Origin of the sequence: Reyranella sp., assembly GCF_044224635.1 — a bacterium.
Classification (GTDB): Bacteria; Pseudomonadota; Alphaproteobacteria; order Reyranellales; family Reyranellaceae; genus Reyranella.
This window is the reverse complement of the sequence record NZ_JBGAKA010000013.1, coordinates 1-20,241: the sequence shown is the minus strand read 5'-3', so window position 1 is coordinate 20,241 and position 20,241 is coordinate 1. Positions and strand designations below refer to the sequence as shown.

Here is a 20,241-nt window from a genome sequence, read left to right as displayed (position 1 = left end):
CGCCCTCTTCGGGAGAACAGCAGTGTCGTCACGACTGGCGCCCTTGCCTTGTCGCAGCCCACGAGGCTCGCAGGCGTCACTTTTGTCCAAGCCGGCCGGCTCTCGATCGCTCAAATGGGAGCTTGAAAACCCTTCGAGCAGCCTTCCCATGCCCCCTCCGCACGAATCGACCATCCTCGCCGATTTCCGCGATGGCGTGGTCACGACCCTTCCGGCCATGGCAGCCGCGACGCCATTTGCCTTCCTGCTCGGTGCGCTGGCGACCGACAAGGGACTGTCGACCTTGGAGACCGGCCTGATGTCAGCCTTGGTCTTCGCCGGCAGCGCCCAGTTCATCGTGCTCGATACCTGGCAATCGCCCGCGCCGTGGCTGCTGATCGGGCTGGTGACGTTCGTCGTCAATTTCCGCCATGTTTTCATGAGCACCTCGGTCCTGAGGCACATGGGGGCCTTCTCGCCCGGCGCGCGCTGCATCTCCCTGTTCTTCCTGGCCGACGAGAATTGGGCGTTCGCGGAAGCCCGGGCCGCAAAAGGCCGACTGACAGCGGCGTACTATGCCGGGTTGTCGGGCTTCTTCTATCTCAATTGGGTGGCCTCCAGCGTGGCCGGCGCCTATGTCGGTCGCCTGATTCGTGATCCGCGCGCCTACGGTTTCGACTTTGCCTTCATCGCCATCTTCATTGGATTGATTGTCGGCTTCCGGTCGCGTCCCGGCTTCGTCGTCACCGTGATGGCGAGCGCCGGTGCGGCGACCCTGGTGCACCTGCTTCAACCAGGACCGTTGTCGATTGTCGCCGGTGCGGCGGCCGGTATCCTTGCCGCAGCCCTTGCGGTCGATCCGGCCGAGGCAACGCAATGAGCCCGGAGACCCTGGCTGCGATCGTCGCGATGTCGCTTGCGACCGTTGCCACCCGGTTCGCCGGCCTGATCGTGCCGGCGGGCTTCGCGCGACGCGGTCGCCTCAAGGCCGCATTCGAGGCGATGCCGGTGGCCGTCCTTGCCTCCATCATCGCACCGGCCGTGCTGGCGACCGGCTGGCCCGAGACCGTGGCGGCCTTGATCACGCTGATTGTCGCCTGGCGGTCGCCGCTGATCGCCGTCGTCGTCGTGGGAGTTGTCTCGGCCGGTGGCTTGCGCGCCCTTGCCCCCCTGTTGTGAGCGACCCTGTCGATGCCTTGAGCGAGCCGGTTGACGGGAGCGGTCACGCCTCTAACGTGTGCGCTCGCCGCCACCAGGAGGACATCCCATGGCGAAACGATCGGACACAGCCGGCAGGCGTGCCCGCGCCTGCCAGGCGCTGATGGACAAGGTGCATGCGATCACCGCGACGGAAGGCATCAATCCGTCGACCTTGCATGCCATCAAGCAGAAGCTCGTCGCCCTGGCCAATCGCGCGGAACTGTTTCCGCTGAACGACTTCGCCATGCCGATCGCCGAGAGCCGCACCCATCCTCTGCTGGTCGAGGACAACGACGGTCACGGCCTCTATCTGACGATCAGCCTGCCCGGCAAGGAAGCGGCGCCGCACGACCATGGCATCTGGTGCGCCAACGCCGTCATCTCGGGCCGCGAGCGGCACGATTTCTATCGGCGCATCGATGACGGCAGGCAGCCCGGGCGTGCCGAGGTCCTCAAGGTGGGCGAGGTGCTGGTGCAGCCGGGCAGCGGCATGGTGATGGCGGATCACGACATCCATGCCACCGAGGTGGTGAGCGAGCATCCCGCGATCGGCCTGGCGCTGTACGGCTATGCCCTGACGCGCTTTCCTTCTGTGAGCTGGTTCCTTCCCGAGTTCATGTCCGTGCGCACGACGGCGTCACGTCGCCATGCCGGTGTCACGCCGTGACCGAAGCCCGGAGCGTGTTCCGCGTCACCGTGCGCAACAGCGAGCGGACGATCGATTGCCCGTCCGACCGCACCATCCTGCAGGCAGCGATCGCCGCCGGCATCGACTACCCCTACGCCTGCGCCACGGGCAACTGTGCGACCTGCATCTCGAAGCTCGAGGCGGGCGAGGTCTCGTTGCTGCCGCGTGCCGATGCGGCGCTGGGCGAGGCGCAGCGCCAGGCCGGGTTGACGCTGGCCTGCCGCGCCCGGCCGCGGAGCGACGTGACGATCGGTTGGATGGCGCGGACCGGCGGTTGATCTCGGCACATTACGCAAGGAGCATCATGCAGATCGGTTTCAACCTGCCCAACTCCGGGCCCCTGTCGGGCGTCGACACGATGACGGAGATCGCGGCCGCAGGCGAGGCGATGGGTTTCGACTACCTGACCCTGACCGACCATGTGGTGCTGCCGAACCTCAAGGTCCCCGGCTATCCCTACTCGGAGAGCGGCGAGTTCTACGAGGCCGATCCGATCGAGCGGCACGAGCAGCTGATCGCCATGGCCTACATCGCCGCCAAGACGAGCCGCATCCGGCTGGTCGCCGCGGTGATGGTGGTGCCGCATCGACCGGCCGTCCTCGCCGCCAAGATGCTGGCCACGCTCGACATCCTGTCGGGCGGGCGGCTGGTCGTCGGCATCGGCGCCGGCTGGCTGAAGACCGAGTTCGACGCCGTGGTCCACACGCCGTTCGCCGAGCGCGGCGCGGTGACCGACGAGTACATCGACGCTTTCCGCGTGCTGTGGACGGAAGCCCAGCCGCGCTTCGCCGGCAAGTACACGAGCTTCGCCGGCATCGTGCTCGAGCCCAAGCCGGTGCAGCGTCCCTATCCGCCGATCTGGGTCGGCGGGGAGAGCGGCCCCTCGGTACGCCGCGCCGCCCGCATCGGTGATCTGTGGTATCCGATCGGCAGCAACAACCAGCACCTGCTCGATACGCTGCCGCGCCTCGAGGCGGGCATCGGCCGGCTGCGCAAGGCCACTGCCGCCGCCGGGCGCGATCCCGCTTCCGTGCAGGTCGGCTATCGCGTCAAGCGCTACGGCAGTGCGATACCGCCACTCGCGTCGGACGGCGGCCGGCGGCTGTTCTCGGGCAGCGAGGCTGACATCCTGGCCGACCTGCGTGCCCTGCGTGGCCTCGGCGTCAGCGCCATCGACATCGATTTTGGCCGCCCGAAGGCAGCCGAGATGATCGCCGAGATGCACCGATTCAAGGCGGCGGTCATCGACCGGATCTGACCTGCAGGACGTCGCTGACCCCTGCACACGTTGCCAGCTCTGCCGTCCGTCCGTACAGTCGGCTCGGCTCGCGGAGCGGTGTCGATGGAGCACAGGCTTGCGGCGGTTCTTGCCGCAGACATGGTCGGTTACAGCCGACTGATGGAGGTTGACGAGCGGGGCACGCTGGCCCGCCTGCGGGCCCATCGCATAGAGCTGATCGACCCTGCGATCGCCAAGAACCAGGGGCGCATCATCAAGACGACCGGCGACGGCCTGCTGGTCGAGTTCCAGAGCGTGACCGATGCCGTCAGATGTGCTGTCGAGGTCCAGGAGCGTATGCGGCGGCGCAACGCGGACGTTCCCGACGATCGACGTATCGATTTTCGCATCGGCATCAACCTTGGCGACATCATCTTCGAGGACGGCGACATCTACGGCGATGGCGTCAACATCGCCGCCCGGATCGAGCAGCTTGCCGATATCGGCGGGATCTGTGTCAGCGCCGCTGTTCACGGCCAGGTCGACGGTCGCCTCGACGTGGTCTTCGAGGATCTCGGCGAGAAGCTGCTGAAGAATATCAGCCGGCCGGTGCGACTTTATCGCGTCGTCACCGAAGGAGCCGTCCCGCAGAGCGCTGCCGGCTCACCGCTGGCCGATCGCAAGGCCGCGGTGACCAAGCCGTCGATCGCGGTGCTGCCGTTCGCCAACATGAGCGGCGATCCCGAGCAGGAGTTCTTCGCCGACGGCCTCACCGAGGACATCCTGACCGAGCTCAGCCGGCGTCGCGAGCTGTTCGTGATCTCGCGCACCTCGACCTTCGTCTACAAAGGCCAGGCAGCGAACCTGCGCGAGGTCGCCCGGAAGTTGGGTGCGCGCTATCTCGTCGAAGGCAGCGTTCGCAAGTCCGGCGACCGTTTGCGGATCACCGTCCAGCTGATTGACACGGCAAGCGACACCCACGTCTGGGCCGAGCGCTTCGACCGCAAGCTCGACGACGTGTTCGCCATTCAGGACGAGATCACCTCATCGATCGTCGCCACGCTACCCGGACGTCTCGAGGCAGCACAGCAGGATCGGCTCGCTCGCCTGAAGCCTTCCAGCCTGGCGGCCTACGAATGCGTGCTGGCCGCCAAGGTCCTGCATCATCGCAGCACGCGGGAAGACAATGTCGAGGCCCAGAAGCTCATCGGCCGGGCGCTGCAGCTCGACCCCGACTACGCGCATGCCCGTGCCTGGCGCGGCTGCATCCTCGGGCAGGCCTGGGGTTATGGCTGGTGCGAGGACAGGGAAGCGACGTTCGACGAGGTCGTGTTCGAGCTCGACAAGGCGATGGCTCTCGACGACAACGACGCCGACGTGCATCGCATCCTCGCGGCCGTCGCTATCACCCGCAACGACTTGACTCGCGCCCGGTTTCATCAGGATCGCGCTTTGGCCTTGAATCCGAACTACGACCTGGTCGTCGTCCAGATGGGCGAGCTGTTCACCTGGCTCGGCCGATCAGAGGAAGGGGTCGAGTGGATTCGCAGAGCGATGAAATTGAATCCGCATCATCCGGCGCGTTTCTGGAGCCATCTAGGCAAGGCCCATTTCGTTGGCCGACAATATGCCCAGGCGATCGAGGCTTTCATGCATCTTTCGGCGATGGACGCCCAACAGCATGCCTTCGTCGCGGCGTGCTACGGCTGGTTGGGTGATCGCACCGCGGCGGCGGCGCATGTCGCCCGCGTACGCGAGCTCGACCGCGAACTGGATCCGCCGAAATTGCTGGCAATGATGCATTATGCGAACGACGCCGACCTGCAGCATCTCCGCGATGGATTTGTGAAGGCGGGGATGTAGGAGCGAAGGCCTCGTAACGGACTGCTTCCCGAGGCATCAGTCCGCGCCTAGAGCGCGCGCGTCGACAACGGTGAGGCGGCGGCGGCCGATGTCGACAACTCCCGATTCGCGCCACATGGCGAGGAGCTTGCTCACGAACTCGCGCGACACGCCGAGCATTGGGGGCGAGAGCGCCCCTGAACAGTTCTTGCGTCTCGATGGCCGTCAGCGCGCCGCGAAAAGGGCGCAGACGAATGTTGTTCCGCGGTATCATCCGAGAGTCATGTCATGCGAAGCCTCGCCCGGAGAATTTAGCACGACAGGTTGCAAGAGTTCTGTGAAGGGGTTCACAATAGACTGTCCGAGAAAGGAGCAACCGGGCAATGGCCTCTTTGGGGTTGCCGCGCCGAGTCGCTTCCGTTGTCGAAGTGTCGGAAGGCACGGTTGACCGTGAGCTGCCGCATGTGCGGTCCAATCTGACCGGGATGTTGCCCTGATGGCAAAGCGTCCCCGCAGGCTCTCCGCCATCCTTCACGCCGACATCGCGGGCTATGTGCGCTTGATGGAGGGCGGCAACGAGCGGACGATCGACCGCCTTCAGGCCGTTCGGGCTGAGATCTGGCGGCCGTCGATCGAGGCGAGCGGCGGCTCGGTGGTGAATATCGAGGGCGACTCAGTGCTGGCCGAGTTCGGATCGCCGAGCGCTGCGGTGGCGACGGCAATCGACATCCAGGAGCGCATGGCGCTGTTCAACGGGATACTCGAGCGGGACCAGCGGCTGATGTTCCGCATCGGGTTGCATCTCGGCGAGGTCATCGTCGACGAGACGACAAGGAGCCTGTTTGGCGACGGCGTGAATATCGCGGCTCGTATCCAGACCATGGCCGAGCCGGGTGGTATCGCCGTGTCGCACGTCCTGCGCGAGGCGGCGGATCTGCGCGCCGAGTATGCGTTCATCGATAGCGGCGAGCATCGGGCAAAAAATGTCAGCCGGCCGCTGCGAATCTACCATGTCCGGCCGCGATCGGGCGCCTCGGTGCACGCCGCTGTCCTCGTGCCGCCGGCAGTCCGTATCGCGCGCTGGCCAGGGGAACTGGCCCGTGCCGCTCGACACGGCCTGAGCGCTCGGCTCACCATGCGCGGGCCGGCCTTGTGGGGCGCCGTGACCGGCGTCGCGCTTCTTTTCGCCGTTGGCGGCTACTTTGCCTATCAGGCCAATACGCCCGCGACCGTCTCCTCGGTCGCCCTGTCGCTGTCGGCGGAGCAGCTCGAACAGGCACTGGCCGAGCGCCGTAAGGCGGACGCCTTGGCCCTCGAGAAACGGCAGCTGGAGGGCGAAGCACGCCAGAAGGCCGCGGTTGGAGCCGAGGCCACGCGGCAGGCCGCGGCAGAGCTCGAACGCGCCCGCCAGGCGCGGCAGAAGGCCGAGGACGATCTGGCAAAGCTCCGGGCCGACCTCGAGCTTCGTCGCAAGTCCGACACCAGCCAGGGTGAGCAGGTGGAGACCGCGCCAAGTCTGGCGGCTGAGGAAGCCGCGCAGCGCAAGGCCGAGGACGAGGCCGCCGGCCTGCGCCAGGCCGAAGAGACGGCGAAGCAGAAAGCGGTGGCCGATGCGGAGATCGAGCGCCAGGCAGACGAGGCGCTGGCCAAGGCTCGGTCCGAGCGGCAGGAAGCAGAACGCGAGGCGCAGCGGAAAGCCGATGCGGAGCAGGTAGCGCTGCGGCGGGCCTCGGAAGAGGCGCCAGGCGCGACATTGGCCAGGCAGAAGGAAGAGGCGGAAGTCGCCGAAAGAGTGCTGAGCCTCGACCAGACCTCTCGTGCGCGCCTGCAGGCTGCGCTGACGTCGCTCGGCTTCGACACGCGCGGCAGCGATGGCGTCTTCGGGCCGCGCTCGCGCGAGATGATCGCGGCGTGGCAGAAGGCGCGTCGCCTCGGACCAACCGGCTTCTTGACCGCTCAGCAGCAGCGGACACTGCTGAGGGAAGGGGCGTCGGCGGTCGCGAAATACGACGAACAGAAAAATGCAGAGGAGGAGGCAAGGACGCCCTCGGTTGTCGCCGTGTCGCTATCGGTGCCACCCTCCGCACCCTTGGCGTCCCCTTCTCCCGCCGGCAATGCTGTCGCTGTCCTGGAGGGCGGTTCTTATCAAGGGGATGTTTATACCGGCCCCAGTGTCGCGCGGCTGCAGGTATCCCTTCAGATGGCGAACGGCCGCGGTGTCGGCGCGCTCGTGACTCCAGGTTGTAGCCAGAGCCGGTTCATCGTGTCGGTATCATCGTTGGGTGCAATCAACGGCGAGGTATACTTCAACTGCATCGTGACTAACGGGAGCATCGGGAACACCATCTTCGCCGGCGATTTCAAGATCACGGGTGAATACCAAGGCAAGGAGATTGCTCTCAATTTTCGTTCAGGACGGAGTTCGTTCAACGCCCGGTTGGCGGCCAAAGCTTCACCGGTCGTCGCCGCTACACCGATCGTCGCCGCTTTGCCGGTCGTCGCAGCGTTGCCGGCGGCCGCAACCCCTTCCGCGGCTTCATCCGACGGATTGTGGCGGGGTGCCTATACCTGCGGCGCTGCTTCGAATATCTCTCCGCCTTTCACGATACCACTCGAGCTCCGTGTTTCGAACGGCTCCGCGATCTGGAAGGGCACGCAGTCCTGGGCGATGCCCGTCGCCGGCACGTTGGAGATTCGTCTGGTCGTCAGTGGCAATTCCGTAAGTGTCACGCGCAGCTATGGCATAGGGCGGGCCCACCAGGGGACCTTGTCGGGCCACTATGACGGCGCAGGCATCAGCGCGGCGGGAAGAGAGCAGGGGGTCGGCACTCGCGAGTGCAGGCTGAGCCTGTCGCGGCCTTGAACGGCCGCACCCTCGCCACACTCGCGCGGCTCAGTTCAGCCGCGCCGCCTGCGCCATGACCTCGATCGCCTCGGGCTGGCGCGAGCGCACGCTGAGCGAGTCGGCGCCGCAATCCTCCCAGGCGCGATAGCGCTCCCTGATGCGGGCGGCCGGTCCGACCAGAGACTTGAGGTCGACCCATTCGTCGGGGACGGCGGCGATGGCCTCGTCCTTGCGGCCTGCCAGGTAGAGCTCCTGGATGCGCTGGGCGGCGTCGCCGAAGCCGCGGCGCACCATGATGTCGTTGTGGAAGTTCTTCGTCTTGTGGCCCATGCCGCCGACATAGAGCGCCACCTCGGGCTTGAGCCGCGCGAGCGCCGCCTTGACGTCGTTGTCGACCTCGACATGCACGGAGGCCTGGATCGCGAAATCCTTGAGGCTCTTGCCGTTGCCGGCTCGGCGGAAGCCCTCTTCGAGCCACGGCCGGAACTCCTCCATCGCGCCCGGCACGAAACCCATCGGCAGCCAGCCGTCGGCGATCTCGGCGGTGAGCTTGACGGTCGATTCGTTGCCCGTGGCCAGGTAGATCGGGATGTCGGGGTTCATGTGCAGGATCGACTTCAACGGCTTGGCCAGCCCGACCGAGCCGGGCCCAATATAGGGCAGTGCGATCTCGCGGCCGTCGTGGGTCACCGGCGCCTCGCGGGCGAAGATCTTGCGCATGATCGCCACGTAGTCGCGCATGCGCCAATAGGGCTTGCCCCACGGCTGGCCGTACCAGCCCTCGACGATCTGCGGACCGGACACGCCGAGCCCGGCGATGAAGCGGCTGCCACCCGCCATGGCGTCGACGGTCGCCGCCGACATGGCGGCGTTGGCCGGCGTGCGTGCGGCAAGCTGCATGATCCCGGTGCCGAGCTTGATGCGGCTGGTGTGCGCCGCCAGAAACGCCAGCGGCGTCACCGCGTCCGAGCCATAGGCCTCCGCCGTCCACACCGAATCGTAGCCGAGCTCCTCGGCGCGCTGCACCAGCTTCACCGGGATGTCGAGATGAGCGCGGGAGTAGCCGATGGCGAGGCCCAGTTTCATTGCGTTTTCTCCTGCGAATTCGTGAGCTCGTTGACGATGATCTTCTGGACCACCGACGGATGAAAGGAAAGGTCCCCCCGCTGCGCTCGGGATGACACCATTACTCAGAATGTCAGTAATAGTGTCATCCCGAGCGCAGCGAGGGAGCCTTGTCTTCGTCCGGGTGCGGATCACGAATCCTGCAGGAGATGGTCGCGCTGCGTCGTTCCGGCGTACTCACGCCTGAAACGGCCGCGGCGCTGCAACTCCGGCACGACGAGATCGACGAATTCCTCAATCGCACCAGGACAGTAGATCGGCGACAGCATGAAGCCGTCGCCCCCGACGGCGTCGAAATAGGCTTCGAGCTGGTCGGCGATGTCGGTCGGTGTGCCGACCATCTGCGGCAACCCGACGCTCTGGCCGTGGTTCTGCGCCACCTGGCGCAGGGTCAGCAGCTCGCCCGTCATGGTGCGATAGCGCGTCTGCATGCGCTGCAGCTTGGGCTCGGCGCGATGCGCCATGATCGTGTCGAGCGGCAGCTGCGACAGGTCGAAATCGAGATGGCCGGACAGGATTGCGAGCCCGCCTTCGAGGGGAACGAGCGCATTGTGCTCGGCCTGCCTGTCCTCGGCCTCGGCGCGCGAGCTGCCGATGATCGGCTGGATACCGAACAGGATCTTGCAGGCCGCGACCGGGCGGCCGGCTTCGGCGACGCCGCGCTTGATATCGTCGTAGTAGGCCTTGGCGCCGGCCAGGTTGGGCTGGATGGCGAAGATCGCGTCGGCGTGGCGGGCAGCGAAGGAACGTCCCTTGCCCGACGTGCCGGCCTGCAGGATGGCAGGTCCGCGCTGCGGCGAGGGCACGACATTGAGCGGCCCGCGCGACTTGAAGAAGCGGCCGACATGCTCGATGCGGTGCACCTTGTCGGGATCGGCGAAGACGCCCTTGGCGCGATCCATGACCAGCGCGTCCGCCTCCCAGCTGTCCCACAGCTTGCGGCAGACCTCGACGAATTCCTCGGCCCGGTCGTAGCGCTCGTCGACCGGCCGCAGCTCCTCGCCGAAATTGGCCGACTGGTTGTGGTTGAGCGTGGTCACGACGTTCCATGCCGCGCGACCGCGTGTCAGATGGTCGAGCGTCGCCCACAGCCGCGCCGCGTGGAACGGATGCTGATGGCTGACCGAGTAGGTGGCGCCGAGGCCGATCCGCTTCGTGACGGCGGCCATGAACGACAGCAGCGGGATCGGGTCGTGCTCGGGCGCCTGGGTGGCGTTGCGCAGGGCAGGGGCGAGCGAGCCGCGGTAGGTGTCGGACACGTAGTTGAGATCGGCGAAGAACAGCATGTCGAGCTTGCCGCGCTCGCAGACGCGGGCGATGTGCTGATAGAGGTCGGGCTGCATCCAATCGTGGCCGGCGGCGGCCGTTCGCGGATGCCGCCACATCGCCAGGCTGTGATAGGTCGGCCCATGCACCAGGAACTGCGCCAGGTGCATCATCGGCTTCGTCAAGGCGGTATCCTCCCGCGCGGGACGGTAACACGCAACCTCGTCTTCCTCCCCAGCTCCGCTGTGGTCGGCATTTTGGCTGCAAGCGGCCAAAAGCCTGAGGTGTCGCCGTCAACCAGCGACGGAGCTGTCATGACCCAATGGTGGCGCAAGGTTCTCCGTCACAACGCGGTCAATTGATCCAGATCAATCCTGACGCATTCGCGATTTGCCAATCTTGCGCGAACCAGGAGCGGGAGCGGCGGGTGACAACGAATCAAGCTTATTTTGTGGTGCTGGTCTGCGGCGCGTTTCTCGTGTTCGCCGCGAGCATGGCGCTCGCCTATGTGAAATACCGGCGCTGGATCAAGCAGCAGCCGGGCGCCGCGGAATAGCGGCGCGGCCGGCACTGGCGCTCACGTACGGATGAGCGCGGGGGAGACATCGACGACGCGGAACGGCCGTGCGACGCCATCGTGCTCGGTCACGGTGACGTACTCGCCGACCGTGAAATTGTGCTTGTCGAAGCGGAAGATCGGCTCGTCGTCGTCCTCGCCGGGCTCGTAGGAAAATGCCCAGCTGCCGTTGCGACGATGGATCAGCTGGCCATGCTCGTCGGGCGAGCGGCTCCAGAAGCGCCGGACGGTGCACGCCCCCTTGGCCTGGGGCCAGGCCGCGGAGTCGAGATGTCCCTTGGCGTCGAGCGGCGCCACGAATTCATAGCCATGGTCCGAGCTGCCGTTGGGAAAATCCGGCGTGCGGGCGAGTTCCAGTCGAATGCGCTTGAGGCTCATGAGCGTTCTCCAGAGACGACGACGTATCGCAGGCCGACGATCGTGCCGGCAGCGCCCCCTGCCTTGCGTTGATGCAGGTCAAGAAGGCGTTCGGACTGCCTCGCACTATACAGCAGGTATTGGATCGGGGCAGAGGTAACGGCGGACGAAGCAGCTCGATCCCTAGCCTCGCTCCTCGGCCTCGTCGTAGGCGATCTTGATCATCCACCAGCAGAACAGGACCGCGAACAGCGCCAGCGCCAGGCCGAAGCTCAGGATGCCGAAATCACGTGCGCTGCCGGCCATGAACAGGCCCACCAGGCCGAACAGGGCGGCCAGTATCCCCATGATCCAATGAGACATTTGCTTCTCCTCAATCGTCGTCGAACAGGATGCGTCCCGCCGCGCCGGCGGGATCGTCGTATTGGCCGTTGCGCAGCGCCCACAGGAAGGCGGCGAGTCCCGTGAGGCCGAGCAGCAAGGCTGCCGGTATCAGGATCAGCAGGCTGTCCATCACGTCACCGTCCGGCGCGGCCGGCCCGCGCTGAGCCGCAGGGCGTTGCCGATCACCAGAAGAGACGAAGAGGACATGGCGATGGCGGCGATCAGCGGCGTGACCTCGCCGGCGATCGCGAGCGGCACGGCCAGGAGATTGTAGAGCAGGGCGAGGATCAGATTCTGCCGGGCAAGCCGGCCCGACTGTCGCGCCGCCACCAGCGTGTCGACCACGGCGCGAAGCATGTCGCCCTGGAACACCGCGTCGGCAGCGTTCTGGGTCGCCTCGGCGGCGCTGGAAGGCGAGATCGAGGCGTGTGCGGTCGCCAGCGCCGGCGCATCGTTGAGGCCATCGCCCACCATCAGGACACGCCGGCCGTCGGCGGCGAGGTCGCGAAGGCGCTGCACCTTGCCGGCCGGCGGGGTTTCCGCCCGCCAATCCACCACGCCGCTGTCCCCGGCTGCCAGCGCCACGGCTGCGCGCCGGTCGCCGGAAAGCAGCTCGACCGTCAGTCCGAGCTCGCGCAGGGCGGAGATCGTTGCGGCCGCATCCGGCCGCAGGCGGTCGGCGAAGGCGAAGCGAACGGGCCGCCGTCCCGGTTCGGCGAGCCACATTTCGGAATGGCCGTCCTCGGTCGCCGCCTCGACGTCGCAAAAGGCCGCCGAGCCCAGTCGTATGGCGCCTTGCTGGAGCCCCAGACCGGCATGCTCGATCACCCCGGCGGCCGGTGCGGCGCCCCCCGCCGCGCGCACCAACGCCCTTGCCAGCGGATGGCGCGAGTTGGCAGCGATCGCTGCCGCCTTTTGCAGGGCATCCACCGGAACGATCCCGACCTGCTCGGGTCGGCCGAGGGTCAATGTCCCGGTCTTGTCGAGCACCACGTGATCGATCTCGGCAAAGCGCTCGAGCGCCGTGGGCGACAGCAGCAGGACCCCGGAACGCAGGAGGCGCGTGCTGGTGACGACCTGGACCACCGGCACAGCAAGCGCGAGCGCGCAGGGACAGGTGATGATCAGCACCGACGTGGCGATCAGCAGGGCACGATCCCAGGCGAGATCGCCGATCAGCATCCAGCCGATGAAGGTCAGCAGCGCCGCGGCGTGCACCACCGGCGCATAGGCCCGTGCCACCCGGTCGGCGAGGGCGACGAAGCGGGATCGCCCGTGCTCGGCTGCTTCGACCAGGCGGACGATCTCGGCCAGCAAGGTGCGATCGCCCGAGGCGGTGACCCGCACCCGGATCGGCACCCCGAGATTGACCATGCCGGCGAACACCGACGTACCCGGCTCGACGGACTGGGGCAGGCTTTCGCCGCTCACCAGGGCGGCGTCGAGCGCCGAACGGCCCTCGCTGACTACGCCGTCGGCCGCCAGCCGTTCTCCCGCCGCGACCAGCAACAGGTCGCCCGGCGCGAGGGCTTCGACCCGACGGGAGACGATCGTGCCGTCGGCATCGATCACCCGGGCGTTCACCTTGGAAAGTGCCAGCAGCGAACGGACGGCGTCACGTGCCCGGCCGCGGGCTTGCCGGTCGAGATAGCGGCCGATCAGCAGGAAGAAGAGCAGCGTGATCGCCGAATCGAAATAGGCATGCCGGCCGCCGATCCACGCCTCGTGCAGGCTGACGATGCAGGCGAGCGTCACGCCGATCGAGATCGGCACATCCATGTTGGTACGGCCGGCCTTGAGCGCCGCCACGGCCGAGGCGAAGAACGGCCGTCCGGCATAGGCCACGGCGGGCAGGGCGATCGCGGCCGACAGCCAATGGAACAGGGTGCGGGTGGCATCGCCCATCGAGCCGTCGTGGCCCGACCAGATCGCGACCGAGAGCAGCATCACGTTGGCGGCGGCGAAGCCCGCCACGCCGAGGCAGCGCAACAGCGCGCGTGCTTCGCCATCCTCGCCTGCCACGGCGGCGGTGGCGTCATAGGGCACGGGGCGGAAGCCAAGGGCGGCGACAAGGCCGACATGGGCGTTGGCGTCGGACGCCGACCCGCGCCAGCGCAACGCGAGCCGCCGCGTCGAGAGGTTTGCGCGCGCCTTCAGGACCGACTGGTTGCGCGCGAGCAGGCTCTCGATCAGCCAGACGCAGGCGGCGCAATCGAGGCCGTCGACCAGCAGCTCGAGCTCGCACTCGTCGCGGCCGCGCCTGCGCACGTGGCCCGTAAAGTCGGTCTCGGTCGGCTCGGGACGGCGGGCGCGGTTCTGCTCGAGGCGACGATAGAACGAGCCAAGCCCGGCGGCGCCGATGATGGCGTGGGCGCTGGCGCAGCCGCTACAGCAGAAGCGGGCCTCCGGGGCTCCACGCAGCGTCTCTCCGCAATGCGCGCAGGCGCGGCTCGCCGGAGCGCTCAGCACGGGTGCAAAGAGCGTGGACTCGTTCATTGCAGGAACATCCTGCGGGTCTGCGCGAAGCGCTGGCCGTCGTGGTCGATCACGACATCGAGATCCCAGTTCCCGCGCACCGGCAGGTCGACGGTCGCGGCGTAGCGGCCGTTCTCCACGGCAATCATGTCGATCACGAGGGGTGGCCGCTTCTCGACCGGTCGGACCAGCTCGGCATGAAGGCGCGCGTTGCCGAGCGGCCGGCCGTGCGCATCGACGACCGCGATCTCGAGACGGCTGTCTTGCGGTCGCCAACTTGCCGCGAGCTGCCAGCCCAGGGCATCGCGGTCGCCCTGCCGGGCAATGACCTCGTTGTAGTGAAGGCTGCGCTGGCGCGGCTGCGGCGTGTAGAGACCGGAGAACGAACCGACGGCCAGGCACACCATGATCGCGTTGACGGCAATCACCACGGCGAAACCGCCGACGAAAAGCCAGGGTACGTGACGATCGCGGGCGGTTGAAACGGTGGTCATGGCGTTCTCCCTAGCGATCCGGGCCGACGAAGACGGCGTCATGCGAGGCGCGCCGACGGCCGTCGGCGCCGATTACCGAGAATTCCAGGGCCCGCGAACCGGCCGGCGCCGCCGTCGGCGGCAGTGTGACGAAGATTCGGAACGTGCCGACGCTGTCGGCATGGACAAGCAGGCGCGGAGCCGCCGCATCGCCTTCGATCTCCGCGCCGACGAAGCCGAGCCGCGCGGCGGGCAGGCCGGCCACCGCCAACGTGAAACGCTGCTCGTCCTGGCGCTTGTTCAGGATCTTGACGGTATAGGAATTGCGGATGTCGCCGTTCGACAGTCGGACGAAGTTGGGGCTGCGGTCGCGCTGCACGGTGAGCTCGGTCTCGGTGCGCAGGAGGAAGGCGCCCAGCATGACCGCCGCGACGACGCCAAGCAGCAATCCATAGAGCAGGGTGCGCGGGCGCACGGGCTTCCACCGTGCGCCCGGGAGACCTTTCTCCTTTGCCTGCTGGCTGGCCAGCGTATCCCAGCGAATGAGCCCGGCGGGGCGGCCGACCTTTTCCATGGTCTGGGTGCAGGCATCGACGCACAGGCTGCAGCCGATGCATTCGATCTGCTGGCCGTCGCGGATGTCGATGCCGGTCGGGCAGACGGCGACGCACAGGCTGCAATCGACGCAGTCGCCGCGATTGTCCCAGCTCTGGCCGGCCTTGTGCTTGCCGCGCGGCTCACCGCGCCATTTCTGATAAGTGACGATCAGGCTCTGCTCGTCGAGCATCGCCGCCTGGAAGCGCGGCCACGGGCACATGTAGGTGCAGACCTGCTCGCGCGCCCAGCCGGCCAGGGTGTAGGTCGTGACCGTCAGCAGGCCGACGCAGAAATACACCTCGAGCGAGGCAGTGCCGCTGAACAGCTTGGCCAGCGTGCTCGGCGCGTCGACGAAGTAGAAGACCCAGGCGCCGCCCGTTGCCGCGGCGATGATCAGCCAGGATGCATGCTTCACGGTCTTGCGGATGGCTTTGCCTGCCGTCAGGGGCGCCCGATCGAGCCGCATGCGCTGGTTGCGGTCGCCCTCGATCAGGCGCTCGACCAGCATGAAAAGGTCGGTCCATACCGTCTGCGGACAGGTGAAGCCGCACCACACCCGGCCGAACAGGGATGTCGCCAGGAAAAGCCCAAACGCCGCGAGGATCAGGATACCGGTGACGAAATAGATCTCTTGCGGCCAGATGACGACATCGAAGAACCAGCCGCGCCGTCCGTCGAGATCGATCAGGATCGCCTGGCCGGGGACGCCGGGACCGCGATCCCAACGCAGCCAGGGCACGGCATAGTAGAGGCCGAGCAGCAGGACGAGCACGGACCATTTGATGCGCCGCCACTTGCCGCCGACGGCGCGCGGATAGACCTTGATGCGCGATACATAGAGCGGCAGCTCCGCCTTCTGCTGGCGCAGCGAGACCGCATCGTCATCGTGCAGGCGTACATCCATGACAGGCCCACCGAATGTCTAGCGTCCGCCGCCCAGCGCGTGGACGTAGATCGCCAGCATCTTCAGCGTCGCCTCGTCGAGACGTCCGCTCCAGGCGGGCATGCTGCCGTTGCGAGCATAGAAGATGGAGCGATAGACCGACTCGCGATCGCCGCCGTAGAGCCATAGGCCATCGGCCAGGTTGGGCGCGCCCAGCTCCTGGTTTCCCTTGCCGTCGGCCTGGTGGCAGGCCGCGCACTGCTCGCGGAAGATCGCCGCGCCTTCCGGCGTGGCCGTGCCCTTGCCCGACAGGCTCAGCACATAGTCGGTCACGGCAGCGACCTGCGCGCCGGTCAGCAGGCCGTCGACGCCGAAGCGCGGCATCAGGGATTGACGTGACTTGTCGTCGGCATTGCGGATGCCGTGCTCGATGGTGGCGTAGATCTGCTGCAGGCTGCCGCCCCACAGCCAGTCGTCGTCGACCAGGTTGGGGAAGCCGGTGCTGCCGGCGCCGCCCGCGCCATGGCATTGCAGGCAGTTGGTCTGGAAGGCCGAGCGCCCGCCCGCCAGCGCGAACTTGAACAGCTCGGGATCCTTGGCGACGTCGGCGAGCGGCGTCGTGCGGATGCGATCGACGAACATCGCACGGGCCTTGGTCTGGGCCGCGAGCTCGTGCGTGAGCTCGGCGCGGCTCGAATAAGCCAGCCAGCCAGTGGTGTGGCTGTTGACCCACGGCCACGATGGATAGAGCGCGCAGTAGACCACGGCGAACGCGATGGTCGCGTAGAAGGTGTAGACCCACCAGGTCGGCAGGGGCGTGTTGAGCTCCTTGACGCCGTCCCATTCGTGGCCGGTCGTGTCGCGGCCCGACAGCGAGTCCTTGTCGATCTTCGTCGGCATGTTGGTCTCCTACTCGTCGTCGAGCGGGATGCGGGAATCCTGCTCGAAGCGGCGGCGATTGGCCGGCCGCAAGGCCCATGACACGATTCCGGTGAAGACCAGGACCGCCCACACGGTCCAGACCGACGTGGCGATCTGATTGAACGACTCGAGACTCATCGTGATTTCTCCTATTGCCGCAGCCGCTCGGGCGGCAGGTCGGAAAAGCGCACCAGCGTGCCCAGCATCTGGAGGTAGGCGATCAGGGCATCCATCTCGGTGATCGATTCCGACTGGCTGTCGAACTTGCCGACGACGGCGCGCGGATAGCGCTCCAGCAAGGCCGTCGGATCGGCATCGGGGCTGGCCTGCGTCACCAGATCGGCGCGCGCGTTGGCGATCATCGCGTCGCTGTAGGGCACGCCGACGGCGCGCAGCGCCTCGAGATGACGGGCGACGTCCGCATAGTCGAGCCGGCGCGTCGACAGCGCGGGATAGGCCGGCATGATGCTTTCGGGCACGACGGCGCGCGGCGAGACGAGATGGGCGACGTGCCAGTCGTTGGAATAGCGGCCGCCGACCCGCGACAGGTCGGGACCGGTGCGTTTGGAACCCCACTGGAAGGGCTTGTCGAACATGCTCTCGGCGGCGAGGCTGTAGGGGCCGTAGCGCTCGACCTCGTCCTTGAACGGCCGGATCTGCTGGCTGTGGCAGGTGTAGCAGCCCTCGCGGATGTAGATGTTGCGGCCCAGCACCTCGAGCGGCGAGTAGGGCCTGACCCCGTCGACCCGCTCGATGGTCGATTCGATGGTGAACAGCGGAATGATCTGCACGATGCCGCCGATCGACACGGTGATCAGGGTCAGGACCACCATGAGGATGACGTTCTTCTCGATCGTCTCGTGACGCAGAAACACAGCTCGTCTCCTAGGCTGTCAGCGCGGTAGCCGGTTGGGCGGCGGAGACGGCCGCGGGCTTGCCGCGGATCGTGCGCCACATGTTGTAGGCCATGATCAGGCCGCCACTCAGGAAGAACACGCCGCCCAGCAGTCGGATCGCGTAGAACGGCTTCATCGCGGCGACCGTCTCGATGAACGAGTATTGCAGGAAGCCCAGCTCGTCGTAGGCGCGCCACATCAGGCCCTGCATGATGCCGCTCACCCACATTGCGGTGATGTAGAGGACGATGCCGATGGTGGCGATCCAGTAGTGCCAGCCCATCAGGCGTGTCGACCACATGCCGGGCCGGTTCCACAGGCGCGGCACGAGATAGTAGAGGGTGCCGAAGACGATGAAGGCGACCCAGCCCAGCGCGCCGGAATGGACATGGCCGATCGTCCAGTCGGTGTAGTGGCTGAGCGAGTTCACCGCCTTGATCGACATGACGGGACCCTCGAAGGTCGCCATGCCGTAGAAGCCGACGGCGGTCACCGAGAAGCGCAGGCCTGGATCGGTGCGCAGCTTGTCCCATGCGCCCGACAGGGTCATCAGGCCGTTGATCATGCCGCCCCAGCTCGGCATCCACAGCATCACCGAGAACACCATGCCGAGCGTCTGCGCCCAGTCGGGCAGGGACGTGTAGTGCAGGTGATGCGGCCCGGCCCAGATGTAGAGGAACACCAGCGACCAGAAATGGACGATCGACAGCCGGTAGGAATAGATCGGCCGGTTCGCCGCCTTGGGGATGTAATAGTACATCATGCCGAGAAAGGCGGCGGTCAGGAAGAAGCCGACCGCGTTGTGGCCATACCACCACTGGATCATCGCATCCTGCACGCCGGCCCAGGCGACGTAGCTCTTGCTGCCGACGATCGACACCGGCATCGCCAGATTGTTGACGATGTGCAGCATGGCGATGGTGATGATGAAGGCGAGGTAGAACCAGTTGGCGACGTAGATGTGCGGCTCCTCGCGCTTCAGCACGGTGCCGAGATAGGCGATCAGGTAGGCCACCCAGACCACGGTCAGCCACACATCGACGAACCATTCGGGCTCGGCGTACTCCTTGCTTTGGGTGACGCCCATCAGATAGCCGGCGGCGGCGGCGACGATGAAGAGCTGATAACCGAGCAGCACGAACCAGCCGAGCGGCGCGCCGCCGAACAGGCGGGCGCGGCAGGTGCGTTGCACGACATGGAAGGCAGTGCCGATCAGCGCCGTGCCGCCGAAGGCGAAGATGGCTGCCGAGGTGTGCAAGGGGCGCAGCCGGCCGAAGGTGAGATGCTCGCTGTCGAAGCTGAGCTGCGGCCACACCAGTTGGGCTGCGATCACGACGCCGGCCAGGAAGGCGACGACGCCCCAGAACATGGTAAGCACGACCGCGGCGCGAATGACGTCTTCGACGTATCGTGGTTGTGGCCGGGCAACGGCTATCGCGACGGCTTGGCTGGACATGCTTTCTCCGCACACTGGTTTGGTCACCATAGGAAGCGGCGGAGCGAGAGCCCTTGATTTGCGTCAAGGCCGCCGGTCTCCGGCGGGTTTGAATTCGCACGACCTGGGAGAAGACGACCATGAGCGAGACCGTTGCCGTGTTTGCCGGCCCGCCGCCGCGCATCAGGAGAGTTGCGATCGATCGGCCGTGGACATGGCTCGCGGCCGGCTGGAGCGACCTCTGGTCCGAGCCGGCCCTCAGCCTGTGCTTCGGCAGCCTGTCGGTCCTCGCCGGTTGGCTGGCCGTCGCCCTGCTGCTATGGGGCGACCTGCCCTATCTCGTGCTGCCGCTCAGCGCCGGCTTCTTCTTCATCGGTCCGTTCATGGCCGTCGGCCTGTACGAGATCAGCCGGCGAATCGAAGGCGGATTGGCCATTGACGCAAGCGCGATGTTTGGAGCGTGGCGCCGCAATCCCGATCAGATCGCCTTGATGGGTCTTCTGCTGCTGTTGCTCCACCTGGCCTGGATGCGGGTGGCGCAACTCCTGTTCGCCTTCTTCGGCTGGCAGACCGTGCCGTCATGGGATCGCTTCATGGATTTGGCCTGGTATTCGGCGCGCAGCCTGCCGTTCCTGGCGATCGGCATCGCCATCGGGGCGGTGCTGGCCGCCGTCGCGTTCGTCGTCGGGGCGTTCTCGATGCCCTACCTGCTCGACCGGCGCCAATCGAACCTGTTCGAGGCGATCGCGGCGTCGGTCGCCGCCGTGCGCCTGAACATACGGCCGATGCTGCTGTGGGCCGGACTGATCGTCGTGCTGGTGACCATGGCCATGGTGCCCGGGCTGCTCGGCCTGGTGATCGTGCTGCCGGTCATCGCCCATGCCACCTGGCACGCCTACCGCGACATCGTGCAGTTTGGTGAAGCGTGATCCTCATCCTCCTCCCCAGCGAAGCCTAACTTGAGCACAGATGTTGCGCTGCGAGATGGTAACCATCAGCGATAGCGTAGAAGCGTTCGAGTCCGTCGCGCATAGTGATGGGGCCATTTGATTTGTCACTTTGGTATCCGGTCCATCCGC

General features: G+C 66.6%; 22 protein-coding genes. 9 read left to right on the top strand and 13 right to left on the bottom strand.

The genetic code is table 11. From position 1 onward, the window contains the following. Positions 1-148: 148 nt before the first annotated feature. The 6 genes from ACILR9_RS13905 to ACILR9_RS13880 all read left to right on the top strand — a co-directional run bounded on the left by ACILR9_RS13905 (position 149) and on the right by ACILR9_RS13880 (position 4,949). Positions 149-859, top strand: coding sequence for an AzlC family ABC transporter permease (locus ACILR9_RS13905; RefSeq protein WP_395710529.1), 711 nt, complete (start codon positions 149-151; stop codon positions 857-859). Then, positions 856-1,158: an AzlD family protein gene (locus tag ACILR9_RS13900; RefSeq protein ID WP_395710528.1), complete on the top strand. Its 303-nt coding sequence runs from the start codon at positions 856-858 to the stop codon at positions 1,156-1,158. Before ACILR9_RS13905 ends, ACILR9_RS13900 begins: the two co-directional genes overlap by 4 nt. An 88-nt stretch (positions 1,159-1,246) precedes the next feature. Continuing rightward, positions 1,247-1,846: a hypothetical protein gene (locus ACILR9_RS13895; RefSeq protein WP_395710527.1), complete on the top strand. Its 600-nt coding sequence runs from the start codon at positions 1,247-1,249 to the stop codon at positions 1,844-1,846. Beyond that, positions 1,843-2,145 (top strand): 2Fe-2S iron-sulfur cluster-binding protein, encoded by a 303-nt coding sequence (locus ACILR9_RS13890; protein ID WP_395710526.1) that lies wholly within the window; start codon positions 1,843-1,845, stop codon positions 2,143-2,145. Before ACILR9_RS13895 ends, ACILR9_RS13890 begins: the two co-directional genes overlap by 4 nt. Before the next feature lie 26 nt (positions 2,146-2,171). Next, a complete protein-coding gene (locus tag ACILR9_RS13885) occupies positions 2,172-3,125 on the top strand; it encodes an LLM class F420-dependent oxidoreductase (RefSeq protein ID WP_395710525.1) in 954 nt (317 codons plus the stop codon). Positions 3,126-3,209: 84 nt separating this feature from the next. Beyond that, positions 3,210-4,949, top strand: coding sequence for an adenylate/guanylate cyclase domain-containing protein (locus ACILR9_RS13880; protein WP_395710524.1), 1,740 nt, complete (start codon positions 3,210-3,212; stop codon positions 4,947-4,949). A gap of 36 nt (positions 4,950-4,985) precedes the next feature. Here ACILR9_RS13880 and ACILR9_RS13875 read toward each other — a convergent pair whose 3' ends face one another. Then, the gene (locus tag ACILR9_RS13875; RefSeq protein ID WP_395710523.1) at positions 4,986-5,108 is read right to left on the bottom strand and encodes a helix-turn-helix domain-containing protein; all 123 of its coding nucleotides are present in this window, start codon (positions 5,106-5,108) and stop codon (positions 4,986-4,988) included. Positions 5,109-5,424: 316 nt separating this feature from the next. Between ACILR9_RS13875 and ACILR9_RS13870 the strand changes: the two genes are divergently transcribed. Then, positions 5,425-7,791, top strand: coding sequence for a peptidoglycan-binding protein (locus tag ACILR9_RS13870; RefSeq protein ID WP_395710522.1), 2,367 nt, complete (start codon positions 5,425-5,427; stop codon positions 7,789-7,791). Positions 7,792-7,821: 30 nt separating this feature from the next. Here the strand turns inward: ACILR9_RS13870 and ACILR9_RS13865 are convergent, their stop codons facing one another. Further along, complete coding sequence (locus tag ACILR9_RS13865; protein WP_395710521.1) at positions 7,822-8,859, bottom strand: LLM class F420-dependent oxidoreductase; 1,038 nt, start codon at positions 8,857-8,859, stop codon at positions 7,822-7,824. A 170-nt stretch (positions 8,860-9,029) separates the two neighbouring features. Continuing rightward, entirely contained in the window at positions 9,030-10,349 is a 1,320-nt protein-coding gene (locus ACILR9_RS13860; protein WP_395710520.1) for an LLM class flavin-dependent oxidoreductase, read from the bottom strand. A gap of 173 nt (positions 10,350-10,522) precedes the next feature. Here ACILR9_RS13860 and ACILR9_RS13855 point away from each other — a divergent pair, with 173 nt between their 5' ends. Beyond that, on the top strand, positions 10,523-10,720 hold the full coding sequence (locus tag ACILR9_RS13855) for a hypothetical protein (RefSeq protein ID WP_395710519.1): 198 nt from the start codon (positions 10,523-10,525) through the stop codon (positions 10,718-10,720). A gap of 21 nt (positions 10,721-10,741) precedes the next feature. Here the strand turns inward: ACILR9_RS13855 and ACILR9_RS13850 are convergent, their stop codons facing one another. The 10 genes from ACILR9_RS13850 to ccoN form a co-directional block, all read right to left on the bottom strand. Next, entirely contained in the window at positions 10,742-11,119 is a 378-nt protein-coding gene (locus tag ACILR9_RS13850; protein ID WP_395710518.1) for a hypothetical protein, read from the bottom strand. A gap of 162 nt (positions 11,120-11,281) precedes the next feature. Further along, complete coding sequence (locus tag ACILR9_RS13845) at positions 11,282-11,461, bottom strand: hypothetical protein (protein ID WP_395710517.1); 180 nt, start codon at positions 11,459-11,461, stop codon at positions 11,282-11,284. Between the two features lie 10 nt (positions 11,462-11,471). After that, complete coding sequence (ccoS, locus tag ACILR9_RS13840) at positions 11,472-11,612, bottom strand: cbb3-type cytochrome oxidase assembly protein CcoS (RefSeq protein WP_395710516.1); 141 nt, start codon at positions 11,610-11,612, stop codon at positions 11,472-11,474. Next, a complete protein-coding gene (locus ACILR9_RS13835; RefSeq protein ID WP_395710515.1) occupies positions 11,612-13,978 on the bottom strand; it encodes a copper-translocating P-type ATPase in 2,367 nt (788 codons plus the stop codon). The genes ccoS and ACILR9_RS13835 overlap by 1 nt, the downstream gene beginning before the upstream one ends. Then, positions 13,975-14,451 (bottom strand): FixH family protein, encoded by a 477-nt coding sequence (locus ACILR9_RS13830; RefSeq protein ID WP_395710514.1) that lies wholly within the window; start codon positions 14,449-14,451, stop codon positions 13,975-13,977. Before ACILR9_RS13830 ends, ACILR9_RS13835 begins: the two co-directional genes overlap by 4 nt. A gap of 10 nt (positions 14,452-14,461) precedes the next feature. Further along, positions 14,462-15,919: a cytochrome c oxidase accessory protein CcoG gene (gene ccoG, locus ACILR9_RS13825; protein ID WP_395710644.1), complete on the bottom strand. Its 1,458-nt coding sequence runs from the start codon at positions 15,917-15,919 to the stop codon at positions 14,462-14,464. Positions 15,920-15,949: 30 nt separating this feature from the next. Further along, complete coding sequence (gene ccoP, locus ACILR9_RS13820; protein ID WP_395710513.1) at positions 15,950-16,810, bottom strand: cytochrome-c oxidase, cbb3-type subunit III; 861 nt, start codon at positions 16,808-16,810, stop codon at positions 15,950-15,952. A 9-nt stretch (positions 16,811-16,819) separates the two neighbouring features. Then, entirely contained in the window at positions 16,820-16,969 is a 150-nt protein-coding gene (locus ACILR9_RS13815; RefSeq protein WP_395710512.1) for a cbb3-type cytochrome oxidase subunit 3, read from the bottom strand. Between the two features lie 11 nt (positions 16,970-16,980). Then, entirely contained in the window at positions 16,981-17,706 is a 726-nt protein-coding gene (gene ccoO / locus ACILR9_RS13810; protein WP_395710511.1) for a cytochrome-c oxidase, cbb3-type subunit II, read from the bottom strand. Between the two features lie 10 nt (positions 17,707-17,716). Beyond that, the gene (ccoN, locus tag ACILR9_RS13805) at positions 17,717-19,183 is read right to left on the bottom strand and encodes a cytochrome-c oxidase, cbb3-type subunit I (RefSeq protein WP_395710510.1); all 1,467 of its coding nucleotides are present in this window, start codon (positions 19,181-19,183) and stop codon (positions 17,717-17,719) included. A 119-nt stretch (positions 19,184-19,302) separates the two neighbouring features. Here ccoN and ACILR9_RS13800 point away from each other — a divergent pair, with 119 nt between their 5' ends. Beyond that, positions 19,303-20,091, top strand: coding sequence for a DUF2189 domain-containing protein (locus ACILR9_RS13800; protein WP_395710509.1), 789 nt, complete (start codon positions 19,303-19,305; stop codon positions 20,089-20,091). Positions 20,092-20,241 lie beyond the last annotated feature (150 nt).